The following is a 20,830-nucleotide window of genomic DNA, read 5'->3' as shown; positions in this document are numbered from 1 at the left end:
AAACTTTATCTCTTTATTATACTATAAAACTCATCAATCCGTCTCATTAAAGTCTTAATACTGATACCAGATCCATACACACAGTCATCTGTGACCACATAGGTCTTGATTTGCTCCTCTGGCACCATGGCGATATATTCTAGAGTTTCATAGTGATGAATAGGACTTTTATGGGACTTTCCGCCCTTGGCATGTACCATCGTAATAATGGATTCTATGGGCACGGAAATGGTATCTCCAATATGAACATACATAAGAATGCCCCCTCTACTTTTCTAATGTCCCATTAAGGGCATCGATTTTGCGTTGCTCCTCTTCAGCAAGGAACTTAGACCGATATTTATTACACAAATTAATAACGTGCTGATCCGTCAACTCATCAGGCTTTTTGTGGGTGATAAGCATAGCCACCATAAACATATGACGGCGATTGATAGATCCTTTATAAATCTTATCAAGGTAAAAGTATATGGATTCCCGCATCGCTTCTGCAAAGTCTGAAAAACTACACTGTATAAATTGCTGGCAGTCGCTATATTTAAAATACGGATACTTTCGAATAACAGCTTTAATTTCCTTAATATGAGCCCGATGCAATTCATATTCACAGGTTGGACAAATTTCCTTTTTAGATTTCATATGCATGCCACATCGTTTACAACGATGATACCCATGCTGCTCTAAATATATTTCACGCTTTCGAGCCGTAATTTGTACTTTTCTGAAAGCAGCTCGTAATTCTTCGTTATCCGTTTGTTCTAAGGATTTATCGATGGCGTCTACATCTTCTTTTGAAAGCACGATATTAGCAAAATTAATACGTTTTGTAATAATCTGTTCATCAGGAATCGTTAGAGACGTATTAATTTCTACTTTCACATAGCTCTGACGTTTCATGATGAATCGAATATCGGTAATTACCTCTTGGCGGTAATACTTGTTGATAGCCTCGATGATACGTCGTTTTTGCATCTGTAATTCCTGCATCCACATGGAATTATCTGCACTGATAACCATGTCTGGAGGCTTGATAGACACAATTTTCGTATGATCAGCAATAACATCGCCTACTACATCACGCCACTTGTGAACGAGGGTATTTAATTTATATTGTTCCAGTAAATTCAGTTCTGCTAAGGCCTTTGGTAAACAAAGATCAAGGCTGTCCATACTGAACATTTCCCCCTTCACAAGAAATAAATTGAACGGATTTCAAATCTTTAAAATCGTGAATATCTGTAGTGGTAATAAATGTTTGAATTCGTTTATGAATAAACTGCAATAAATTCACTCGTCTCGACTCATCAAGTTCGCTCAATACATCATCCAAGAGAAGAACTGGATATTCTCCTACCTCTGACTTGATAAACTCAAGTTCACTCAACTTTAAGGACAATACAGCGGTTCGTTGCTGACCTTGCGATCCAAATTTCTTTAAATCCATAGCATCGGAAAAGAATCTTAAATCATCGCGATGAGGACCTACACTAGTGCTCAAACGATGACGATCTTGCGGCAACGCTGCTTTGATGCGTTCGTAAAAGCCTTCCTTTGTATATTCTAATGAACCAGTGTCCATATACGGCTGTTCATAACCGATAGTTAAATTCTCGAGTCCACCCGTCAATTTACGATTCATCAAATCGATGAGCAGATTGATTTTTTTCAAGCTTTCTAATCGTTTCTTTACGATAAAGCTCGCCATATCTGCTAGCTGCAAATCCCATTCTTCAAGAGGAATATTATTCTTTCCCCTATATTCTTTTAGGACTGCATTTCGTTGCTGTAACAACCGATTATACTGCATCAATTGATGATAGTAAGTAGCGCTGGTCTGAGAGATTTCCATATCGAGAAATCGCCTACGACCAGACGGAGTTCCCTTAATGAGCTGTAAGTCTTCAGGACAAAAGATAACTGTATTTAATGTACCAATTAGTTCTTTTTGAGATATTTTTGTGTCGTTTAAACGAATATCCTTGGCCCCTTGGCGGAATAATTTAATATTTACCTTTTGAGGCGTATCTTTTTTCTCGAATTTTACAACTATGCCTGCTTCTTCAGCATTAAACATGAGCATATCCGATGTATCGTTAGTACGATGGCTTTTACCAATCGTACCAACATAAATCGATTCGAGGATATTCGTCTTACCAGCCCCATTGGTGCCGTGCAGAACGATAATCTCAGGGTTAAACTGTATCTGTACATCCTTATAATTACGAAACTGGAATAATTGCAGTGAGTCAATTCTCACCGATTATGCCTCCTCTTGTGTAATTATGAGGTCTACATCGAGACCTTCACAAGAAATTACATCACCAACGCGGCATTTCTTGCGTTTTTCCGTTACGACCTGACCATTCAAGGTAAGGATGCCTTCATCGATGAAAGATTTAATTTGACCACCTGTTTCAATGATGCCTTCTAACTTCAACAACTGATCAATTTGAATGTACTCCGTATGAATGGGTACCTGCTGTTGCTCTTTCATAACGTTCTCCTAAAGTGATAAAGGTCAAGCATTTGTGCGAACTGGTGTTACTACGTATGTATAGTTCGGATTATTGTCTTGGCGAATGACAACAGGACCATTTTGTTTTAAGAACAAGTGAATATTATCGCCTGTGCTGTGACGCAAAATATCAGAGATGTAACGACCATTGAAGGAGATTGTAAAAGGTGTACCTTTAAATTCAACAGCTACATCTTCTTTAGCCATACCGATTTCAGTATTTTGAGTAGACAATGTGACATTGCTTTCAGACCAATCATAACGAATTACGTTATAGCTGATGTCTTTAGCCAATAAGGATACGCGATCAACAGCACCAGCGAATTCGCGGCAGTCGATTACAGCGCTAGAATCGAATTGGGAAGGAATTACCTTTTCATATTCAGGATACGTGCCTTCGATTAAGCGAGAAATAATATAAATAGATTCAAAATTAAAAACGATTTGTGTACGATTCCAAATGATATTGATCATTGCTGGATTATCTGTTGGTAATAAACGAGATACTTCAGCTAACGTTTTTGTAGGAATGATAGCACGCATTGGAGTAGTTGCTGGCTCATCGATGGTAATTTTTTTAACAGCCATACGGTGTGTATCGGTAGCAACCATAGTGACTTTGTTTTCATTGATTTCAAGAAGAGCACCCGTAAATACAGGACGATCTTCATCAGTAGCTGCTGCGTAGTTTGTTAAATCGATGAGTTCTTTCATAGCAAAGCTATCGATGTTTACATGATCTTGGTCGTGAATTTGTTCAACCAATGAGAAATCATCTGGGTGTAATGTAACAAGATTAAATTCGGAAGATCCAGATGTGATTGTCAAAGAATTTCCGTCTTCTGGTTTGTAAAGTTCGATAGTATCGCCAGGTAATTTACGAATTAATTCTTGAAAATAACGGGAACCTACTACTAAAGTACCAGGTTCTTTGATGTCGCCGTCAATTGTTAAACGGATACCAAGTTCAAAGTCGTTACCTTGCAATTCTACTTGACCATTTTTTGTAGTTATGTAAATAGCACCTGGTAAGTTGGAACTTGTTTTATTTTGAGATACCTTTTGCAATACGTTGATTGCTTTTTGGAGATTTGCTTTTGGGAATGTAATATGCATATGTTACTCCTTTTTGAAAGTTTTATATTAATTTGTATAATTGGATTTTATTATTAACTACTATATTATTTCTAATATATATATATTGTTTGTGATTACGATTTATATATATTGTAGAAGCACTAATAATTACTTGTTTTATTTGTAATATTCTATGTTTGCTATTGTAGATGCTATATATATATTCTACGATAGATCTGTTTCTACTGTTTTTCTGATTGTTTCTTAGTTTTAGTAGTAGTAATAGTAGGGGTCTGTTTATATGTGTAAAAGTGAATCGGCGCCAATAATTGTGTGAATTATGAGCTGTGCATAACTATGTTAATAGTTTGTACCCACTTATCCACATATTCACACCAAAGTACGAGTTTTGTGATATCCACAAAGTTATTCACTATATATCCACAGAGTTATCCACAGGTTGTTAATTTCTGTTTAATTTCGGCAACCATTCGTTTAGTTTCTTCGTTTTTTTCAATTTCCTTCGTTATTTTATCGTACGCATGGAGAATTGTCGTATGATCACGAGAGAAAGCTGCTGCGATTTGTGGATAGCTTTCATTGATCATATCGCGGCATAGATACATGGCGATTTGTCGTGGAAATGCGAATTGGGCTTTTCGTTTCTTGCCAAGTAGGTCTTGCTTTTTAATATTGAAATAGGAACTTACAAAATTTTGGATGCTTTCAATATTAACTATATTTACCTCTTCTGTATGAACGAGACCCGCCAAGGCGTGTTTTGTGTATTCTAGGTCAATAGATTCTAGACGTTGATCGATGGACGCTGTACCGATGAGTTTGGTGAAAGCACCTTGCAACACGCGGACGTTTTCGCTAAATTGCAATGCTACGTAGTTAATTGAATCATTATCGATACGAATAATGCGATTCTTTTTATATTCTCGTTCGAGCAGTGATCTGAAGATGGCGATGCGCGTTTCTAAATCTGGATTTTCCATTGTGGCAATGTAACCAGCTTGGAAACGAGAGCGAAGACGATCTTCGAACTGTTCCATATCGTTTGGCATCGTATCAGAGGTAAGCACGATTTGCTTGTTGTTATTTAATAATTCATTGAACGTATTAAATAGCTCAGTTTTCGTACTTTCACGGCTTTCAAGGAACTGAATATCGTCAATCATGAGAACATCGATATTGCGAAACGTGTTGCGGAATAATTTACCTTGGTTGCGCTGCAATGTTTCGACGAAAATATTCATAAAGTTTTCGCTCGTAATGGACATGACCTTCATATGTGGATGATTTTCCTTGATAGCATTACCGATGGCGTGCATCAAATGTGTTTTGCCGAGGCCCGATGGACCATAGATAAAGAGAGGATTGTAGTCGCCGCCTGGAAATTCAGCTACATTTTGAGCAGCTCCAAAAGGAATGCGGTTGGCGTTGCCCGTTACGTAGTTATCAAAACGGTACGCCGGATTGAGATTAGATAATGACAAGTCTACAGGAACATTATCAGACTGTAATGTTGACATTGTTTCTGTCGGTTTCTTTGGTGTCGCTATCATTGGTTCGTCTGGAATATCCACAGGTGCTGGCGCGCGGTCGATATAGACAGGATCTTGATAGACTGGTGTGTAAAATTCCTCTTGATGAGCCTTTTCCTCTACTATAGGTGGTAAAGGCATTGGAGGTGCTACAACTGGCGTATCGATGAGACTTTCATCAACAAAATTAGTATCTATACTCTCTTGATTAAAATCGAATAACACCATATCTCGATGGGAACCGATGACCGTGGTAATCGCATCCTGCAAAGCCTTGCTAATTTGCGGCTGCTGGTCGATTAAGTTTTTTACAAATGTTTGCATGACCCCAATATGGATCGAATGACTTTCGAGAGACATGGGAATCAACGATGACGTGACGCGCAAATACAATGCATCAGGTAAATGTTGCATATTCTTTTTCGCCTCAAGCAATATATGTTCCCATATATTATTTAAATCAAATGATTGCATGACGTGCCTCTTGTGAATAACTATTGCGATAAATGTGTATAACTTTAGGAATAATGTGTATAACCATTATAAAAGCTGTGGAAAAACCTATTATTCCTGTGAATAACTTGTGTATAACCTGTGAATAAGTAAAAATAAAAGCCTATTCTAACCAGATATTTACTGACTTTTTAGTTTTTATAGGTTAAAAGAGAAAAAATGTGGATAACCTCGAAAGTTATCCATCAAAAACTTATAAAAATATATAATTTTCCCTAATTTCAAGTATGATTGTACCAAAAAATAAGTAATTTGTCATTCAATCTGTGGATAACTTTTGATTATCTGAAGGAAATGTGTTAATAAATCAATAATTATCTTATCATTTGTTCATCAATTACTTTTGGGGGAGGAATGAAAACTACTTTTATCGCTCCATTCTAACGCAAGTCGCTCAAAAAGTAGTTTTCATTCCCCTCCTCCAATAAGATAATTTTTATGATTATTATACACATAGATGGAAAAGTAATTGATGAACATAACAACATCAACCTTCAGATAATCAAAAATAAATGATAGATAAAAATGACAAACTAGTGATTTTTCTAAAAGGGAGTCTTAGGAGCAGGAATAGATGTGGATTTTTGACCGACTTACGATGAGTATGGAGGGAGAAAACCACATCTATTCCTCCCCTCTCTTCAACTAGAGATCAAAACATAAATTTGCCAAAGTATAAAAAGATTTAAATTGTGAGTTCTTATATGTTGATAAATTGATGTTACGTTTACATCGTGTAGTGGTATTGAAGGTGACATTAGGGTTGCCTTAGGGAGGGAATATAGGGTCCTTTTGAGCGACTTTACGATGAGTATGGAGCGATGAAGGAGCCCTATATTCCTCCCCCTGGAAACGTAACATCAATTACAGGATAAAATGTGTAGTAGAATTATTTTCAGAAATACAAGAACTCACAGTAGAACCCCTTTATTATATTGACAAATTTACGTTTTACCTCTATAATTACCCTGTTATGGTATAAGTAAAACAATACAGAATGACGAGGAGGTGTTTTACTAATGAAACGTACTTACCAACCAAATACTCTTTGGAGAAAACGTACCCATGGTTTCCGTGAACGCATGAAAACTATTGGTGGCCGTCTCGTTTTGAAAAGAAGACGTGCAAAAGGCAGAAAACGCTTATCTGCATAATATAATAGCTGTTAGGCAGGAGAAAAAACTTGGCGCTGCTGCCAAGTTTTTCTATTCTTAGGACTTAAGGACAATGCATATGGATTATTGCCTTGATAAAGCAAGACGACTGACGCACAATAATGAATATCGCCTTGTGTATAAGCACGGAAAATACGAAGTAGGCCGTATGTGTGTACTGTATCGTATGCCCGTGGCAAAGCAACCTACGCGCATTGGTTTTGTAACAGGTAAAAAGGTTGGTTGTGCAGTGGAGCGCAACCGAGCTAGACGCCTGATGAAAGAGGTATATCGCCTCAATCAGCACGCCATTCGCGAAGGGTATCATATCGTAATTGTTGGACGTGGCCCTCTGAAAAACGCTACCTACGAAAAAGCGGAAAAGGAGATTTTGTATCTCTTGCGAAAAAGCAAATTATTGATACAAAATGATAAATAGGACCACAAGTTAGAGGCTTTGGTCCTTTTTGTGTATATGGAGGTTTCCATGAAACGCTGTATAACCATGCTTTTACGACTTTTAATTAGGTTTTATCAGCTCGCCATATCTCCCTTAAAACCTGGATGTTGCCGTTATTATCCGACATGTTCCACATATACTCTGCAGGCCATCGAAAAATATGGTCCTTTGAAAGGTAGCTGGATGGGTTTAAAACGCATTCTTCGCTGTCATCCTTTCCACAAGGGTGGCTACGATCCAGTTCCCTAACCCACGTGGGATTAGGCTGGATGTGTTCTGTGAAAGTAACTTTCACCATCACCATCAAGCACAGTTTTGGAAATACCTGAGCATCTGTATGGATGAAATTTAGACCATACCATAACGATATATAGATGCGCAAAGGACGATTTCGGACTGTATGAAAAAGGAGAAACAATGGACTTTTTAAGTGGTATTTTCCAACCTATCGTTGATTTAATGAGCACATTGGTAACTTATGCGTTCCAATTGACTCAAATGATAGGTTATCCAAGCTACGGTGTGGCTATTATCCTTTTAACAATCGTTATTAAAGCGATTTTGGCACCACTTACTGTTAAGCAAATCAAATCCATGAAGGCTATGCAAGAATTGCAGCCTCGCATGAAACAATTGCAAGATAAATACAAAAACGATCCTGCAAAACTGCAAGCGGAAATGGGTGCATTGTACAAAGAAATGGGCGTTAACCCATTGGCTGGTTGCTTGCCATTGTTGGTACAAATGCCATTCTTGATCGCGATTTACTGGGCTTTGAAAGATTACCCATACGATCCAAACTTTGTACAATTCTTGTGGTTGCCTAGCCTTGGCGATCCAGATCCAATGTATATCTTACCTATTTTGAGTGCATTATCCACATGGGTTATGTCTCGTCAAACTAGTAATGGTGCAACTGGTGCAGCTGCGCAACAACAAAAGATTATGACAATCTTTATGCCTTTATTCATTGGTTACATTTCTTTGAGCTTCCCATCTGGTCTCGTTATCTACTGGGTAGTTTCTAACGTATTCCAATTGATTCAACAGCATTTCATTTACAAAAATTTGAACGCTAAGTAGGAGGCAATTATGGAATTTATCGATGTATCTGCTAAAACCATTGAAGATGCCATTGCTAAAGGTGTAGCTCAATTAGCCGCTGAAGGCCAAGAATTGGTAGAAACTAAAGTCTTAGAACAACCTTCTAGTGGATTTTTAGGCATTGGTCGTAAACCAGCAGTTGTTCGCTTATTCTTCACTGCTTTGGCTCAATCTGCTACTGCAAAAGAAGTAGCTAACGCAGAAGAACAATCTGTAGCTATTGCTTCCGAACCAGTGGCAACAAGCGAAATAGAAGTACAAGATACAGCAGTTGAAACTTCTGAAAGTACTGTAACGGAAAAACCTTCTAAAAAAGAACTTTCAAAAGAAGATCAACAAGAAATTGCTGAAAAAGGTAAACAATTCCTCGATGATATGTTTACGCAAATGGGCCTCACTGTAGTTATCGAAAAAATGATGACGAAAGATAAAATTACATTCCAAGTACACGGCGAAGAGCTAGGTATTTTGATCGGTAAACATGGTCAAACATTGGATGCTATTCAATACTTAACAAATCTCGTGGCTCACAAGGATGTATCTGGCCATTGCCATATCGTGGTAGATGTGGAAAATTATCGTTCTCGCCGAGAAGAAACATTGGTGAATCTTGCGAAACGCTTGGCTTCTAAGGTGAAACGCAACCGTCAAAAGGTTTCCTTAGAACCGATGAATGCTTTTGAACGCAAAATCATTCATACCGCCCTTCAAGGGGACAAACACATTGTTACGAACAGCGAAGGGGACGAACCGTTCCGCCACGTTGTGATTTCGTACAAAAAATAAAATATAATGGTGCAGCTTTCAAGTAGCTGGTATTCTCCGTTACTTGAGGGCTGTTCCCTTTATTCTTTAGGTTATGGTGAAAGCTAACCTAAGTTAATCTTCGCACGGGTAAGATTGGTTTAGTTTAACTTTCACAGGCGAAGAACATATAAAAGATAATAATCGAAATACGGAGATATGTATGTATATAGATGATACAATAGTGGCCATTGCGACACCGCCCGGCATCGGTGGGGTTGGTATTATTCGTGTTAGCGGCAAGGATAGTTTTCCTATTGTAAATAGCCTGTTCAAGAGCACTGGCACCGTTCCTTTGATGGATCGCCAAAATAGAACGATACAATATGGGACCATTGTGGATCCAGCGACGAACAAGACCATCGACGAGGTTCTTGTGTTATTAATGAAAGGCCCTCATTCTTACACGGCGGAAGATGTGGTAGAAATTCAGTGTCACGGCGGTATTGTGCCAGTTCGACAAATCTTGAAATTGCTCGTAAATCACGATGTGCGCATGGCTGATGCCGGTGAATTTACGAAGCGTGCCTTTATGAACGGACGTATCGACCTCACACAGGCGGAGGCGATCATTGATATTATTGAAGCAAAAACAGAGGACTCCCTCTCCCTCGCTGTGGCTCAGCTAGATGGAACTGTTTCGTTCTTTGTAAAAGATGTGCGAGAGCAGCTCATCGCCATGATTGCTCATTTAGAGGTAACCATTGATTATCCTGAGGAGGATATCGAAGATGTAACGAGCCAAGAGGTGCGCGAACAGTTGCAGCCTATTTTGAAAGCTATGGATGAATTGTTGTCTACAGCAAACACAGGCCGTTTAATTCGTGATGGTATTACAACGGTTATTGTAGGCCGTCCAAATGCAGGTAAATCGAGCTTGATGAACGCTCTCTTGCGTGAAAACCGCGCTATCGTAACGGATATTCCGGGGACGACACGTGACAGTATTGAAGAATATATGACCGTAGAAGGTATTTCTTTACGCCTCATCGATACAGCAGGTATTCGCGACACACAAGATACGGTGGAAGCCCTCGGTGTTGAGCGCGCTCGAGATTATATCAACAAAGCGGACATCGTACTCTGCGTTATAGACGGGTCTACTCCTTTAACCCCTGAAGAAATCGAAATTTTGACCTCTGTCAGCGGTTTGAACACCATCGTACTCCTTAATAAGTCTGATGTGGCTCAAGTCGTTACAGACGAAAATATTAAAGAACACGGAACCTTCACGGCTATCGAACGAATCAGTGCTAAAGAAGGCGAAGGCTCTGCGGTTCTCTCCAAATGGGTGCAAGAACTCGTCTACGGCGGTCGTGTTAAACAAGACAATAGCGCCATGATCAGTAATGTGCGCCACATCAGCCTCATGGAACAAGCGAAGGCTCAAGTAGAACAAGCCCTCTCCTCTATCGACATGGGCATGCCTGTAGACTTTGTGGCCACCGACCTGCGTAGCGCTTGGGAACTACTAGGCGACATCACGGGCGATACAATTAGAGAATCCATGATCGATGAACTATTCAGTAGATTTTGTTTAGGTAAGTGATGATGACAATGAGTACTTCCAAAAAGCCTCCACTGGCCAGGTCTATCCCTTCGGGATAGGGCCAAAGTCGTTTTTTGAAAGCCCTCATTGCCACTCTATGGAGAATAGAGGGAACTCGGCCTACGGCCTCGTGATTTAAATAAATTAAGCTTTCAAATAAGTAATAATTATAAGGAATTCAATTGATATGTACACAGTAGATAATTATGATGTCATCGTCATCGGTGGTGGTCATGCTGGTTGTGAGGCGGCCCTCGCCGCTGCTCGCATGGGTCATCGCACGTTGATGGCGACCATCAGTTTAGATAATATTGCGCTTATGCCGTGCAACCCTGCCGTGGGTGGTCCTGGTAAAAGCCATCTTGTTTACGAAGTTGACGCATTAGGCGGTCAAATGGGTATTAATGCGGATGCTACGGCTATCCAAATGCGTATGCTCAATATGGGTAAGGGACCTGCCGTTCATTCTTTGCGCTGTCAATCCGACAAGATTAAATATCAACATTTGATGAAACAAACATTGGAGAATACAGATAATCTCAATGTTAAGCAAATCATGGTGACTGAGCTTAAGGTTGAGGATGGCAAGGTAACAGGCATCGTTACAGAGCTTGGTGAATTTTATGGCGCTAAGGCGATAATTCTTTGTACGGGTACCTATTTGAAAGGTAAAATCCTCATCGGCGATATCGATTATGTGGGCGGTCCAAATGGCCAACGCGTAGCGGAACATTTCTCTCAATCCTTGCTCGATAATGGTGTTGAATTGATGCGCTTTAAGACGGGTACACCAGCACGTGTAGATAAACGTACTTTAAACCTCGATAATATGGTAGTTCAAGAAGGCGATGCACATCATCACGCATTTTCTTTTATGGATGAATGGATTAACCGTAATGAAGATGTATGCTGGTTGACGTATACTAACAAGGAAACGCACGAAATCATTCATAGCAATATTCACCGCGCTCCTATGTATAGTGGCAAAATCGAAGGCGTAGGCCCTCGTTACTGCCCTTCCATCGAAGATAAAGTAGTGCGCTTTGCTGATAAAGAACGCCATCAATTATTCGTAGAACCAGAAGGTACGGGTACAAATGAAATGTATGTACAAGGTATGAGTACATCTCTTCCAATGGATGTACAATATGCGTTCTTGCGTACCATCCCAGGCCTTGAGAATGTTGAAATTATGCGCCCTGCCTATGCTATTGAATACGATTGCTTGAATCCAACACAATTAACACCAGCCCTTCAAGTGAAACATATTGAAGGTCTCTACTCTGCGGGTCAAGCCAATGGTACATCTGGCTATGAAGAAGCGGCTGCACAAGGTCTTATGGCTGGTATTAACGCAGCATTGTGGCTTGAAGGTAAAGAACCGTTCATCCTTGCTCGCTCTGAAGCGTACATCGGTGTTCTCATCGATGATCTTGTAACAAAAGGTACAAATGAACCGTACCGCATGATGACAAGCCGCAGTGAATATCGCTTATTGCTTCGTCAAGATAATGCAGACATGCGTCTTACGGAAAAAGGCCGTGAAATCGGTCTTGTAAAAGACGATCGTTGGGCCAAATTTACAGCAAAGAAAGCTGCTATCGAAGAAGCAATGGATATATTACGAAATACACCTGTCAATCCGTCTAAAGAAACACAAGTTTTGCTTGAAGGTTTAGGTACAGCACCTATTAGAACAGGTATTCATGCTTATGATTTAGTAAAACGTAATGAACTCTCTTACGCCATTGTAGCTGATGCATTTGGTTTGAAACGCTATACACCTGATGTAGAAGAGGCTGTCGACATTTCCATTACCTACGAAGGATACATCAAAAAACAAATGGAGCAAGTCGATAAGGTTCGTAAACTAGAAGAAAAAATTCTTCCAAAAGAATGGGACTATACACAAATCAAGGGTATTTCCCTTGAAGCTCAACAAAAGCTCAACAAAATTCGTCCTCACTCCATCGGCCAAGCAAGCCGTATCTCTGGCGTATCACCTGCGGACGTATCTGTTCTGTTGATCCAACTCGAACAATACAACAGAAGTAAATAAAAATAGCATGTAAAAACATGCATTTTATATGAACTTTTTAGAAGATATTTCTTACAGATTTTAAAAGATATTTCCTACAAATCTTATTGTCCTATACATATTAGACAATTCATTAGGAGTACTTATGAAAGAAAAATACGATGTGCCTATAGCACCTCAGTCTGAATTTGTTTCGTACATGATGGAGCAAATGAGCCGTTTTGGCTTGCCTTGTACGGAAGAGCAAGCCAAAGACCTTTACATGTATTATGCGCATATGATTGAAACAAATAAATATCTCAATTTAACGGGTATCACAGACATGAAAGAGGTCGTGGTTAAGCATATGATTGACTCCCTCTCCTGTTATGATTCTGAAATTATCAAATCTGGCATGACGATTATCGATGTTGGTACCGGTGCAGGTTTCCCTGGTATTCCATTGGCTATCTATGACCGTAGCCTCAAGGTTACCCTGTTTGATTCTTTGAAAAAGCGGCTTACCTTTTTGGAATCGGTTATAGATAAACTAAAACTGACGAACTGTACTACCTTACACGGACGTGCGGAGGATTTGAGTCATCAAGATTACCGTGAAAGCTTTGATATTGCTACGAGCCGTGCCGTGGCACGCTTGCCGATTCTTTTAGAATGGACTGTGCCATACGTAAAAGAAGGTGGCTACGTCGTTGCTCTAAAAGGCGCTATATACGAAGAAGAAGTTAAAGAATCTAATAAAGCCCTTAGCACACTAAAAGCTACTATCGAAGAAGTAAGAACCATTACTCTGCCAACCTTAGATGATAAACGAGCAATCATATATATAAAGAAAACGGGAAAAACACCAAAACAATTCCCACGGAAACCAAAAGAAATCAAAGATAAACCATTAGTATGATTTTTACTAGTATATACTGTGTGAAACTTAATAAAACTAGCAATACAATACAAAACAAGTACAAAAAGAGGATGCAAATTTTATATTTGCATCCTCTTTCCTTTTCATTAGGAATGACTTAGCTCGTTTTCTATCCCCCTCCCCACTACCTATTAAATGATATCGTTTACAACAACATTTTAAGGAGGAGTTATTTTGATATAGGATAAATTAGTTTAAATGAAAATAGAATACCTTTCCCTAAGGACGACTTAGCTCGCTTTGGAGTCCGTGGGAAAGGTATTCTATGCAAACATTAAAATGACTTATACGTGGTCAATAATATGTAACGTTGTATCGATATCATTTAAAGGCATAATATGTACGCCTGCTGCAATTTTCTTGATTTGTTCAAGTGTTTCGATAGCGATTTCTGTACCAGCCTCTTTACCACCTTTTTCCATGCGGTCCAATATTTCTTGAGTAAGGTTGATTCCAGGCACTTTTTCGTGGAGGTATGTGGCCATTTTAAAGCTTTTAAGTGGAATCAAACCGAGCATGATAGGTACATCGAATTCAGACATTTTATCAATGTAGCGTTTTGCCTGTTCTAAATCGTAAATTGGTTGTGTTTGTACAAAGTGAGCGCCATTTTGAATTTTAGCAGCCAATTTTTGGCGTTCAATCTCTAAATCTGGAGCACTAGGATTACCAGTTGCACCGATGTAGAAGTTTGTAGGTGAGTCTAGGTCATTACCTGCAAGGTCTTTGCCTGCATTTAATGTCTTGGCGATATTGAGTAGTCCCATACAGTCGACTTCAAATACAGATTGTGCAAATGGATGGTCCCCGTTATCTGGTTTGTCACCAGTGAGGGTTAAAATATTATGCACACCCAACGCTGCTGCACCGAGTAATTCAGATTGCAAACCGATAATATTGCGGTCGCGGCATGTAAGGTGGAAAATGGTTTCAATCTCTTTGTTATGCTGTAACAAATAAGAAAGAGAAATTGGGCTCATGCGCATTTTGGACATAGGGCTATCAGCGATGTTGATAGCATCCACCTTCCCTTTTAAACGGGCTGCTTGTTCGAAGGTCTTTTCCGCAGAACTGCTTTTGGGAGGATCCAATTCAACCGTAATGGTGAACTGCCCTTGTTGATGTTTTTCTCTTAATGTCATCATGTACCTCGTTACTATAAATTATTTTTCTAGTGTTTCAAAAAAGTCGTTAGCGTGGTTAACAGCAGCGATGCCGTCCTTAGCGTAGATATCTGCGCCCGCTTGGTCTGCGTAGTCTTGAGATACTACGGCGCCGCCAACCATGACCTTGGTTTTAAGGCCTGCTGCACGGATAGCAGCGATGGTATTGTCTATTTGTGGCATTGTTGTGGTCATCAAGGAACAAATACCTACTAGAGCGGCTTTGTTATCTTTAATGGCTTGTACGATAACTTCTGGGTCAACGTCCTTACCAAGGTCGATGATTTTGTAGCCATTGTTTTCAAGTAATGCCGCTACGATATTTTTACCTAAATCATGAATGTCGCCTTTAACTGTAGCCACGACAACGGTGCCTTTATCTAAGCTTTCACTAGCAGGAATAATTTCTTTAATGGTGTTGAAAGCAGCTTGCATTGTTTCAGCAGCAAGCATTACTTGTGGTAAGAATAATTTACCAGAGCCAAACTTATCCCCTACTACGTTCATCGCTTCAGATAAACCTTTTTTCGTAAGATCTAATGGATCTATGCCGTCAGCTAAGGCTTTTTTGACAAGCTCAACGATGGCTTCCTTCTCCCCTTGCTCTACGCAAGTACGGATATTCGCTAACGGATCATTGCTATCGAAGGATTTTTTCTCTGGCCCTTTAGGAGCAGAATTACCAGGAGCAGTCGTTTCGTCTTCATAGCCGTATTCTTTAATAAATTCAGCAGAACCTGGGTCCCAGCCTAGTAAGGTAGTACTAGATACAAATGCTTTTTTTGCTGGATAATTGAGTGGATTCATAATCGGTGTTGTTAAGCCACATGCAAGGGCCATTGTTAAAAATTGACCGTTTAAGTATGGACGTTGAGGCATGCCAAAGGAGATATTAGACAAGCCCATTACTGTTGGGAAGCCAAACTTCTCTTTATATAACTGTAATGTACGCAATGTTTGACGTGCACTATCCTCACCGCTGGCAAGTGTTAACACTAATGGGTCGAGTAATAAGTCGTGCGGTTGAAGACCATAGCCGTAAGCGCGATTTACGATGCTTTCAGCTAACGCAACGCGGTCCTCTGCTTTTTCAGGAAGGTCACCACTAGATAATGGTAAGCAAAGTAATGCTGCACCGTAACGTTTTGCTAAAGGCATAACATGAGTGATAGACTCCTCCTCCCCATTTACGGAGTTAATAAGCGCACGGCCTGGGTAGTTTTTAAGAGCTATTTCCATAGCTGCTGGGTCCAATGTATCGATAGACAATGGAGTTTCAACGAGCATGGATAATTCAAAGATTGCTCGTTCCATCAATGGAGTTTGATCCATGCCAGCTACGCCCATGTTTACGTCGAGGATGTCTGCCCCCGCCTCTACTTGATCTAAGGCATCGCGCTTTACACGAATGAAAGAGCCGTCGCGCAATTCTTGAGCGAGAACTTTACGACCTGTTGGGTTAATACGTTCACCAATGATAAGCGGTTTTGTATTGTGCCCTAATTCTAACAATCTAGTACGGCTTGTAATAATTGTTTTAGGTTCGATATGAGCACGCTCTTTAGGTGTATGTGCTTTTACAGCATTGGAAATAGATTGGATATGAGCTGGTGTCGTACCGCAGCAACCACCAACATAACTAGCGCCTGCATCAACGATATCGAGCATCAATGGTCCCATTTCTTCTGCTGTAAGTGGGAATACAGTTTGTTTATTAATCAGTTGTGGCATACCGGCATTTGGTTGACAGCTGATTGGTAAGTTTGTAACGCTGGCAATCTCTTCGATTAGCGGTGTGATTTGCTCAGGTCCAAGAGAACAGTTAATACCGATGATATCAGCACCCATAGCTTCAACAATTGAAGTTGCTACAGCTGGCGGTGTACCAGTAATAGTACGACCATCTTCACTGAAAGAAAATTGGCAAATGATTTGTACATCTTCTTTCGTTTTGCCTGCTGCTTCGCGCGCATCTAAAGATGCTAATAAAGCGGCACGCATTTCTTGTACGTCAATAATAGTTTCAATGATGATGAAATCAACACCAGCTTCGATTAATGCTTCGGCTTGCTCGCGGTATGTGTCGTAAATAGCATCAAAGCTCATATTGCCTAAAGGTTGTAAGAAACGACCTGTAGGACCCATAGAGCCAGCTACACGAGCAGATGGTTTAACCTCTGCAATAGCCTCTTTTGCAACTTTTACAGCAGCAATATTAATTTCTCTTACACGATCTTGTAAGTCATAATCTTCTAGTTTAAGCCCACAAGCGCCGAACGTATTTGTTGTAATTACATCACTGCCATGTTGTAAGTATTGAGCGTGAATATTCTTTACTACTTCTGGTCTTTCTACGTTAAACAGCTCTGGACAATAGCCCTCTTCTAAGCCTGCAGCTTGCAGCATTGTGCCCATAGCACCGTCAAATATATACATAAACATCTTCCTTTAACATCCTAAAATTAAAATGTTTCACGTGAAACATCACTCTGTTGGCTGACCTTTCATAGCGATGCCAGAAATATCGGCAGTAGTTTTACTACTATCCTCTTCTCCCCTATCTTGGTCGCTAACTGTTGCTTTTTCTGGTAATTTACGAGAAGCACAGTCTTGTTGTGAACAAGATGTACAGCCTCGTTTTGTTTTAATATCTTCATTTGCAGGCATTAAACCAATAATAGCTGTTACAGATTTACGTGGGAACAATAAATAATTCTCTGTAACTTGTAAACCGATTAGCTCGGTTTTAATAATTTTAGCTAATTCAGGTTGAATCTCTAGTGGCCAATTGCCATAACCAGGACTAAAACGCCATGTTGGCTTATACCCCTGTTTTTTAGCAATCGTATTGATTACTTCGTTTACCTGATCAGCTACCTGCTCTACTGCAGTTGTAGCAGCTGCATCAAGTAATAAACCCACCGTATAGTTACCTTGTTTAAATAACTGCTCACTACGAATTTCTACATCTTCACCTACTGTTACGCCTAACACGTATACCTTAGTAGATTTTTCTAAGTGTTTTTCGATAATAGACCCTTCAATTTTTAGGGGTGGATTACTTAAAATAGTCTTTGTTTCTGCATCGTAATCATATTCTTGATATACACCCTTAGGTGTAGCCAATAATTGGATTTCCTTACATGCTTCGTCAACATAATTTTGTGGGAAATCCTCAGCGTGACGAAGTCCTGCGTATCGTTTTACTTCTGCTTTATCGATGGCAGGAAGCATTCCGTTATAGATGGGCATGGAAACGCCTCCTCTTCAAAATAAAAAGCTCTGCGTGTCCGTAGAGCATGTGCTTACTGTTATCAATTGTATATAAATCTTATAAAGTAATTTTTCTAGACTCTTAAGATTATTAATCTAATTACTATCTAACTAATAGTATATAGATATGGATAATACCTGTCAAAGTATATAGGACCTGTATTCTCATATAATTTAGTAGTATATAGATATAGTTTGAAGTTATATCAAAATGCTTTTTTAGACATAAAAGTTATTGACGATAAAGTTTTTATGCATTTAATGTTAACTTTAATGTTTCACGTGAAACAATTTGTTAAATATGATCTGATTATATGTTGTTAAACGCATATAAGAGTATAGTATTAAATTAGTATATTACATTTCGTATATTATTGTTATATATAATGTTACCGATCAAAGAATGATTACTTTATACCTCTCGTTAATAGGGTTGTTCTATAAATAGAAAAATGATATAAAATATTTTTGTATATTTTTATCTGTTGGTATAGATTTATATTAAGGTAATAATTTTTTTACTGTAAAAATTTTTATTGATTTTATAATTTAATGTTTTACGTTAGACTTTAATTCTTAAATGTTTCACGTGAAACAATAAAAATTTGTATTGCAACCATATTGATAAAGCTATTTATCTATAAGCTTTATTAGTGTAAGTAAAAATAATATCGTAAATATATAATTATAAAGAATTTGATTTATAAATACCGTAATTCGCATCGTTTTATGTTATAATGAAAAAGAAATATTTTGAACGAAGCTGTGAGGTGAATTAAGTGGGCAAAGTTATAGCTATTACTAATCAAAAAGGTGGTGTTGGTAAAACTACAACATCAGTAAATTTGAGTGCTTGTTTAGCTGATGCAGGCAAGACGGTGCTACTGGTTGATTTGGATCCACAAGGTAATGCTAGTTCTGGGTTGGGTATTGAAAAAGATGATTTAGAGCTATGTGTACATGATGTTCTGATTGATGGAGAACCAATTGCTGATATTGTACAACCTACAATGCTTGAAAACCTATTTGTGGCGCCTGCAACAATTCAACTAGCTGGTGCTGAAGTAGAATTAGTTTCCGTTGTTTCACGTGAAACAATGTTGAAAAAAGCATTGGCGTCAGTACGAGATAAATATGATTTTATCGTTATAGATTGTCCTCCATCTCTCGGGTTATTAACATTAAATGCTTTTACTGCTGCTGATAGTGTATTGATTCCGATTCAAAGCGAATTTTACGCATTGGAAGGGGTTAGTCAATTAGTTAAAACGATAACAATTGTACAACAAACATCCAATAAAGATCTTGAAATTGAAGGCGTATTATTGACTATGTTTGATGGTCGTACAAATTTATCTATTCAAGTAGCCGATGAAGTAAAAAAATTCTTTGGTAATAAAGTATATAAAACAATTATTCCTCGTAATGTACGTTTAAGTGAGGCACCTAGTTATGGGGAGCCAATTATTGTATATGATCCAAAATCCAAAGGTGCTGATGTATATACGAAATTAGCTAAAGAGGTAATTAAAGCATCCAAAGCTAAATAAGTACTAAAACTGAACTAGTATTTAAAGTTAAGTAAGCATCTGGTGATAAGTAGGCATCAAATGTTAAATAAATTGGTTCTTTGATAGTTTAAGAAATTTACTTATTTATAATTGGTAAATATTTGTAAGGTCGAGAGAGGTTAGTTGCATGCCAAGAGAAATTAAAAGCAAGAAAAGCAAAGCGTCCGGATTGGGGAAGGGCCTTGAGAATTTAATGAAGGTTGACTCTGTAGATTCTGTATTGCCTGAAAAGGAGATACATGAACTGCCGATTTCTGAGTTAGTTCCAAATGTAGATCAACCACGTAAAAGTTTTGATGATGATAGTCTAGCTACATTGGCCGAATCAATCAAGAATCTTGGTATTTTTCAACCTATTGTGGTTCGTAAACAAAAAAATAAATATCAAATTGTGGCTGGTGAGCGCCGTTATCGTGCTGCTATGATTGCTGGATTGAAAACAGTACCAGTTATTGTTAAAAAATATAGTACAGAAGAAATGACAGAGGTTGCTCTTGTAGAAAACTTACAACGTGAAGGGCTAGATCCAATTGAAGAAGCGTTGGCCTACCAAGGTTTGATGGATACCTATAAGCAAACGCAAGAAATGATTTCTGCTCGTCTTGGCCGTAGCCGTTCATATATTGCTAATATGGTTCGTCTTTTAAAATTATGTGATTCTGTACAAAAGGATTTAATCGAAGGTGATTTGACGGTTGGTCAAGCTCGTCCATTATTAGCTTTAAGAAGTGCAGCTCAACAAATGGAAGCAGCTGAACGTATTAAAGAGGGTGAATTAAGCGCTAGACAGGTCGAGATCCTTGTTAAGTCTATGCAAAATAAATCATCTAAAGCAAAGGCTGGTAAACCTCAAAATACGGCAGAAGTTCGTGCTTTAATGGATCGTTTAAAATTAAGTTTAGGGTCCCCTGTGAATATTAAATTCCGTGCAGGTAAAAAAGTACAAGGGAAAATTGAAATTGCTTTTTCCTCTGAAGCTGAATTAGAAAGACTTATTGCATATATGGATGGGCAAGATCAAACAGAAGGTGCGGAAACAATAGAGTTTAGAGTATAATTGGCTAGCAAAAGCAAAAGCAAAAGCAAAAGCAAAAGCAAAAGCAAAAGCAAAAGCAAAAGCAAAAGCAAAAGCAAAAGCAA

General features: G+C 38.7%; 19 protein-coding genes. 10 read left to right on the top strand and 9 right to left on the bottom strand.

Annotated features, from left to right (window positions below; genetic code table 11):
* Positions 1-5: 5 nt before the first annotated feature.
* The 6 genes from AAAT26_RS09165 to dnaA form a co-directional block, all read right to left on the bottom strand.
* A complete protein-coding gene (locus tag AAAT26_RS09165) occupies positions 6-254 on the bottom strand; it encodes a DUF370 domain-containing protein (RefSeq protein WP_004692940.1) in 249 nt (82 codons plus the stop codon).
* Between the two features lie 13 nt (positions 255-267).
* Positions 268-1,170: a DciA family protein gene (locus tag AAAT26_RS09160; protein WP_349209117.1), complete on the bottom strand. Its 903-nt coding sequence runs from the start codon at positions 1,168-1,170 to the stop codon at positions 268-270.
* The gene (gene recF / locus AAAT26_RS09155) at positions 1,157-2,257 is read right to left on the bottom strand and encodes a DNA replication/repair protein RecF (RefSeq protein WP_349209116.1); all 1,101 of its coding nucleotides are present in this window, start codon (positions 2,255-2,257) and stop codon (positions 1,157-1,159) included. The genes AAAT26_RS09160 and recF overlap by 14 nt, the downstream gene beginning before the upstream one ends.
* 3 nt (positions 2,258-2,260) lie before the next feature.
* Positions 2,261-2,494 (bottom strand): RNA-binding S4 domain-containing protein, encoded by a 234-nt coding sequence (locus AAAT26_RS09150; RefSeq protein WP_105087308.1) that lies wholly within the window; start codon positions 2,492-2,494, stop codon positions 2,261-2,263.
* Between the two features lie 24 nt (positions 2,495-2,518).
* Positions 2,519-3,631 (bottom strand): DNA polymerase III subunit beta, encoded by a 1,113-nt coding sequence (gene dnaN / locus AAAT26_RS09145; RefSeq protein WP_349209115.1) that lies wholly within the window; start codon positions 3,629-3,631, stop codon positions 2,519-2,521.
* Between the two features lie 410 nt (positions 3,632-4,041).
* Complete coding sequence (dnaA, locus tag AAAT26_RS09140; RefSeq protein ID WP_012863613.1) at positions 4,042-5,616, bottom strand: chromosomal replication initiator protein DnaA; 1,575 nt, start codon at positions 5,614-5,616, stop codon at positions 4,042-4,044.
* Positions 5,617-6,674: 1,058 nt separating this feature from the next.
* Here dnaA and rpmH point away from each other — a divergent pair.
* From rpmH to rsmG, 8 genes are all read left to right on the top strand, one after another.
* A complete protein-coding gene (rpmH, locus tag AAAT26_RS09135; protein WP_004692946.1) occupies positions 6,675-6,809 on the top strand; it encodes a 50S ribosomal protein L34 in 135 nt (44 codons plus the stop codon).
* Between the two features lie 79 nt (positions 6,810-6,888).
* Positions 6,889-7,248, top strand: coding sequence for a ribonuclease P protein component (rnpA, locus tag AAAT26_RS09130; RefSeq protein ID WP_004692947.1), 360 nt, complete (start codon positions 6,889-6,891; stop codon positions 7,246-7,248).
* A gap of 48 nt (positions 7,249-7,296) precedes the next feature.
* Positions 7,297-7,518, top strand: a complete 222-nt coding sequence (gene yidD / locus AAAT26_RS09125) for a membrane protein insertion efficiency factor YidD (protein ID WP_012865047.1) — start codon at positions 7,297-7,299, stop codon at positions 7,516-7,518.
* Between the two features lie 168 nt (positions 7,519-7,686).
* Entirely contained in the window at positions 7,687-8,352 is a 666-nt protein-coding gene (locus AAAT26_RS09120) for a YidC/Oxa1 family membrane protein insertase (RefSeq protein ID WP_004692948.1), read from the top strand.
* Positions 8,353-8,361: 9 nt separating this feature from the next.
* A complete protein-coding gene (jag, locus tag AAAT26_RS09115; RefSeq protein ID WP_349209114.1) occupies positions 8,362-9,159 on the top strand; it encodes an RNA-binding cell elongation regulator Jag/EloR in 798 nt (265 codons plus the stop codon).
* Positions 9,160-9,340: 181 nt separating this feature from the next.
* Positions 9,341-10,726 (top strand): tRNA uridine-5-carboxymethylaminomethyl(34) synthesis GTPase MnmE, encoded by a 1,386-nt coding sequence (mnmE, locus tag AAAT26_RS09110; protein WP_349209113.1) that lies wholly within the window; start codon positions 9,341-9,343, stop codon positions 10,724-10,726.
* A gap of 187 nt (positions 10,727-10,913) precedes the next feature.
* On the top strand, positions 10,914-12,785 hold the full coding sequence (gene mnmG, locus AAAT26_RS09105; RefSeq protein WP_349209112.1) for a tRNA uridine-5-carboxymethylaminomethyl(34) synthesis enzyme MnmG: 1,872 nt from the start codon (positions 10,914-10,916) through the stop codon (positions 12,783-12,785).
* Positions 12,786-12,909: 124 nt separating this feature from the next.
* Positions 12,910-13,662 (top strand): 16S rRNA (guanine(527)-N(7))-methyltransferase RsmG, encoded by a 753-nt coding sequence (gene rsmG / locus AAAT26_RS09100; protein WP_349209111.1) that lies wholly within the window; start codon positions 12,910-12,912, stop codon positions 13,660-13,662.
* Positions 13,663-13,967: 305 nt separating this feature from the next.
* Here rsmG and AAAT26_RS09095 read toward each other — a convergent pair whose 3' ends face one another.
* Genes AAAT26_RS09095 through AAAT26_RS09085 form a run of 3 tightly spaced genes read right to left on the bottom strand, consistent with a single transcriptional unit; the run spans position 13,968 to position 18,098 of the window.
* On the bottom strand, positions 13,968-14,825 hold the full coding sequence (locus tag AAAT26_RS09095) for a methylenetetrahydrofolate reductase (protein WP_349209140.1): 858 nt from the start codon (positions 14,823-14,825) through the stop codon (positions 13,968-13,970).
* 21 nt (positions 14,826-14,846) lie between these two features.
* A complete protein-coding gene (locus AAAT26_RS09090) occupies positions 14,847-17,282 on the bottom strand; it encodes a homocysteine S-methyltransferase family protein (RefSeq protein ID WP_349209110.1) in 2,436 nt (811 codons plus the stop codon).
* A gap of 48 nt (positions 17,283-17,330) precedes the next feature.
* The gene (locus AAAT26_RS09085; RefSeq protein WP_287525927.1) at positions 17,331-18,098 is read right to left on the bottom strand and encodes a methionine synthase; all 768 of its coding nucleotides are present in this window, start codon (positions 18,096-18,098) and stop codon (positions 17,331-17,333) included.
* A gap of 800 nt (positions 18,099-18,898) precedes the next feature.
* Here AAAT26_RS09085 and AAAT26_RS09080 point away from each other — a divergent pair.
* Positions 18,899-19,669, top strand: coding sequence for a ParA family protein (locus AAAT26_RS09080; protein WP_287525929.1), 771 nt, complete (start codon positions 18,899-18,901; stop codon positions 19,667-19,669).
* Positions 19,670-19,817: 148 nt separating this feature from the next.
* A complete protein-coding gene (locus tag AAAT26_RS09075; protein WP_349209109.1) occupies positions 19,818-20,747 on the top strand; it encodes a ParB/RepB/Spo0J family partition protein in 930 nt (309 codons plus the stop codon).
* The last annotated feature ends 83 nt before the right edge of the window (positions 20,748-20,830 follow it).

It is taken from the genome of Veillonella parvula (assembly GCF_040094895.1).
Taxonomy (GTDB): domain Bacteria; phylum Bacillota; class Negativicutes; order Veillonellales; family Veillonellaceae; genus Veillonella; species Veillonella parvula_L.
Note: the sequence above shows the minus strand (reverse complement) of the source record. Positions and strands in the feature narration are given on the sequence as shown.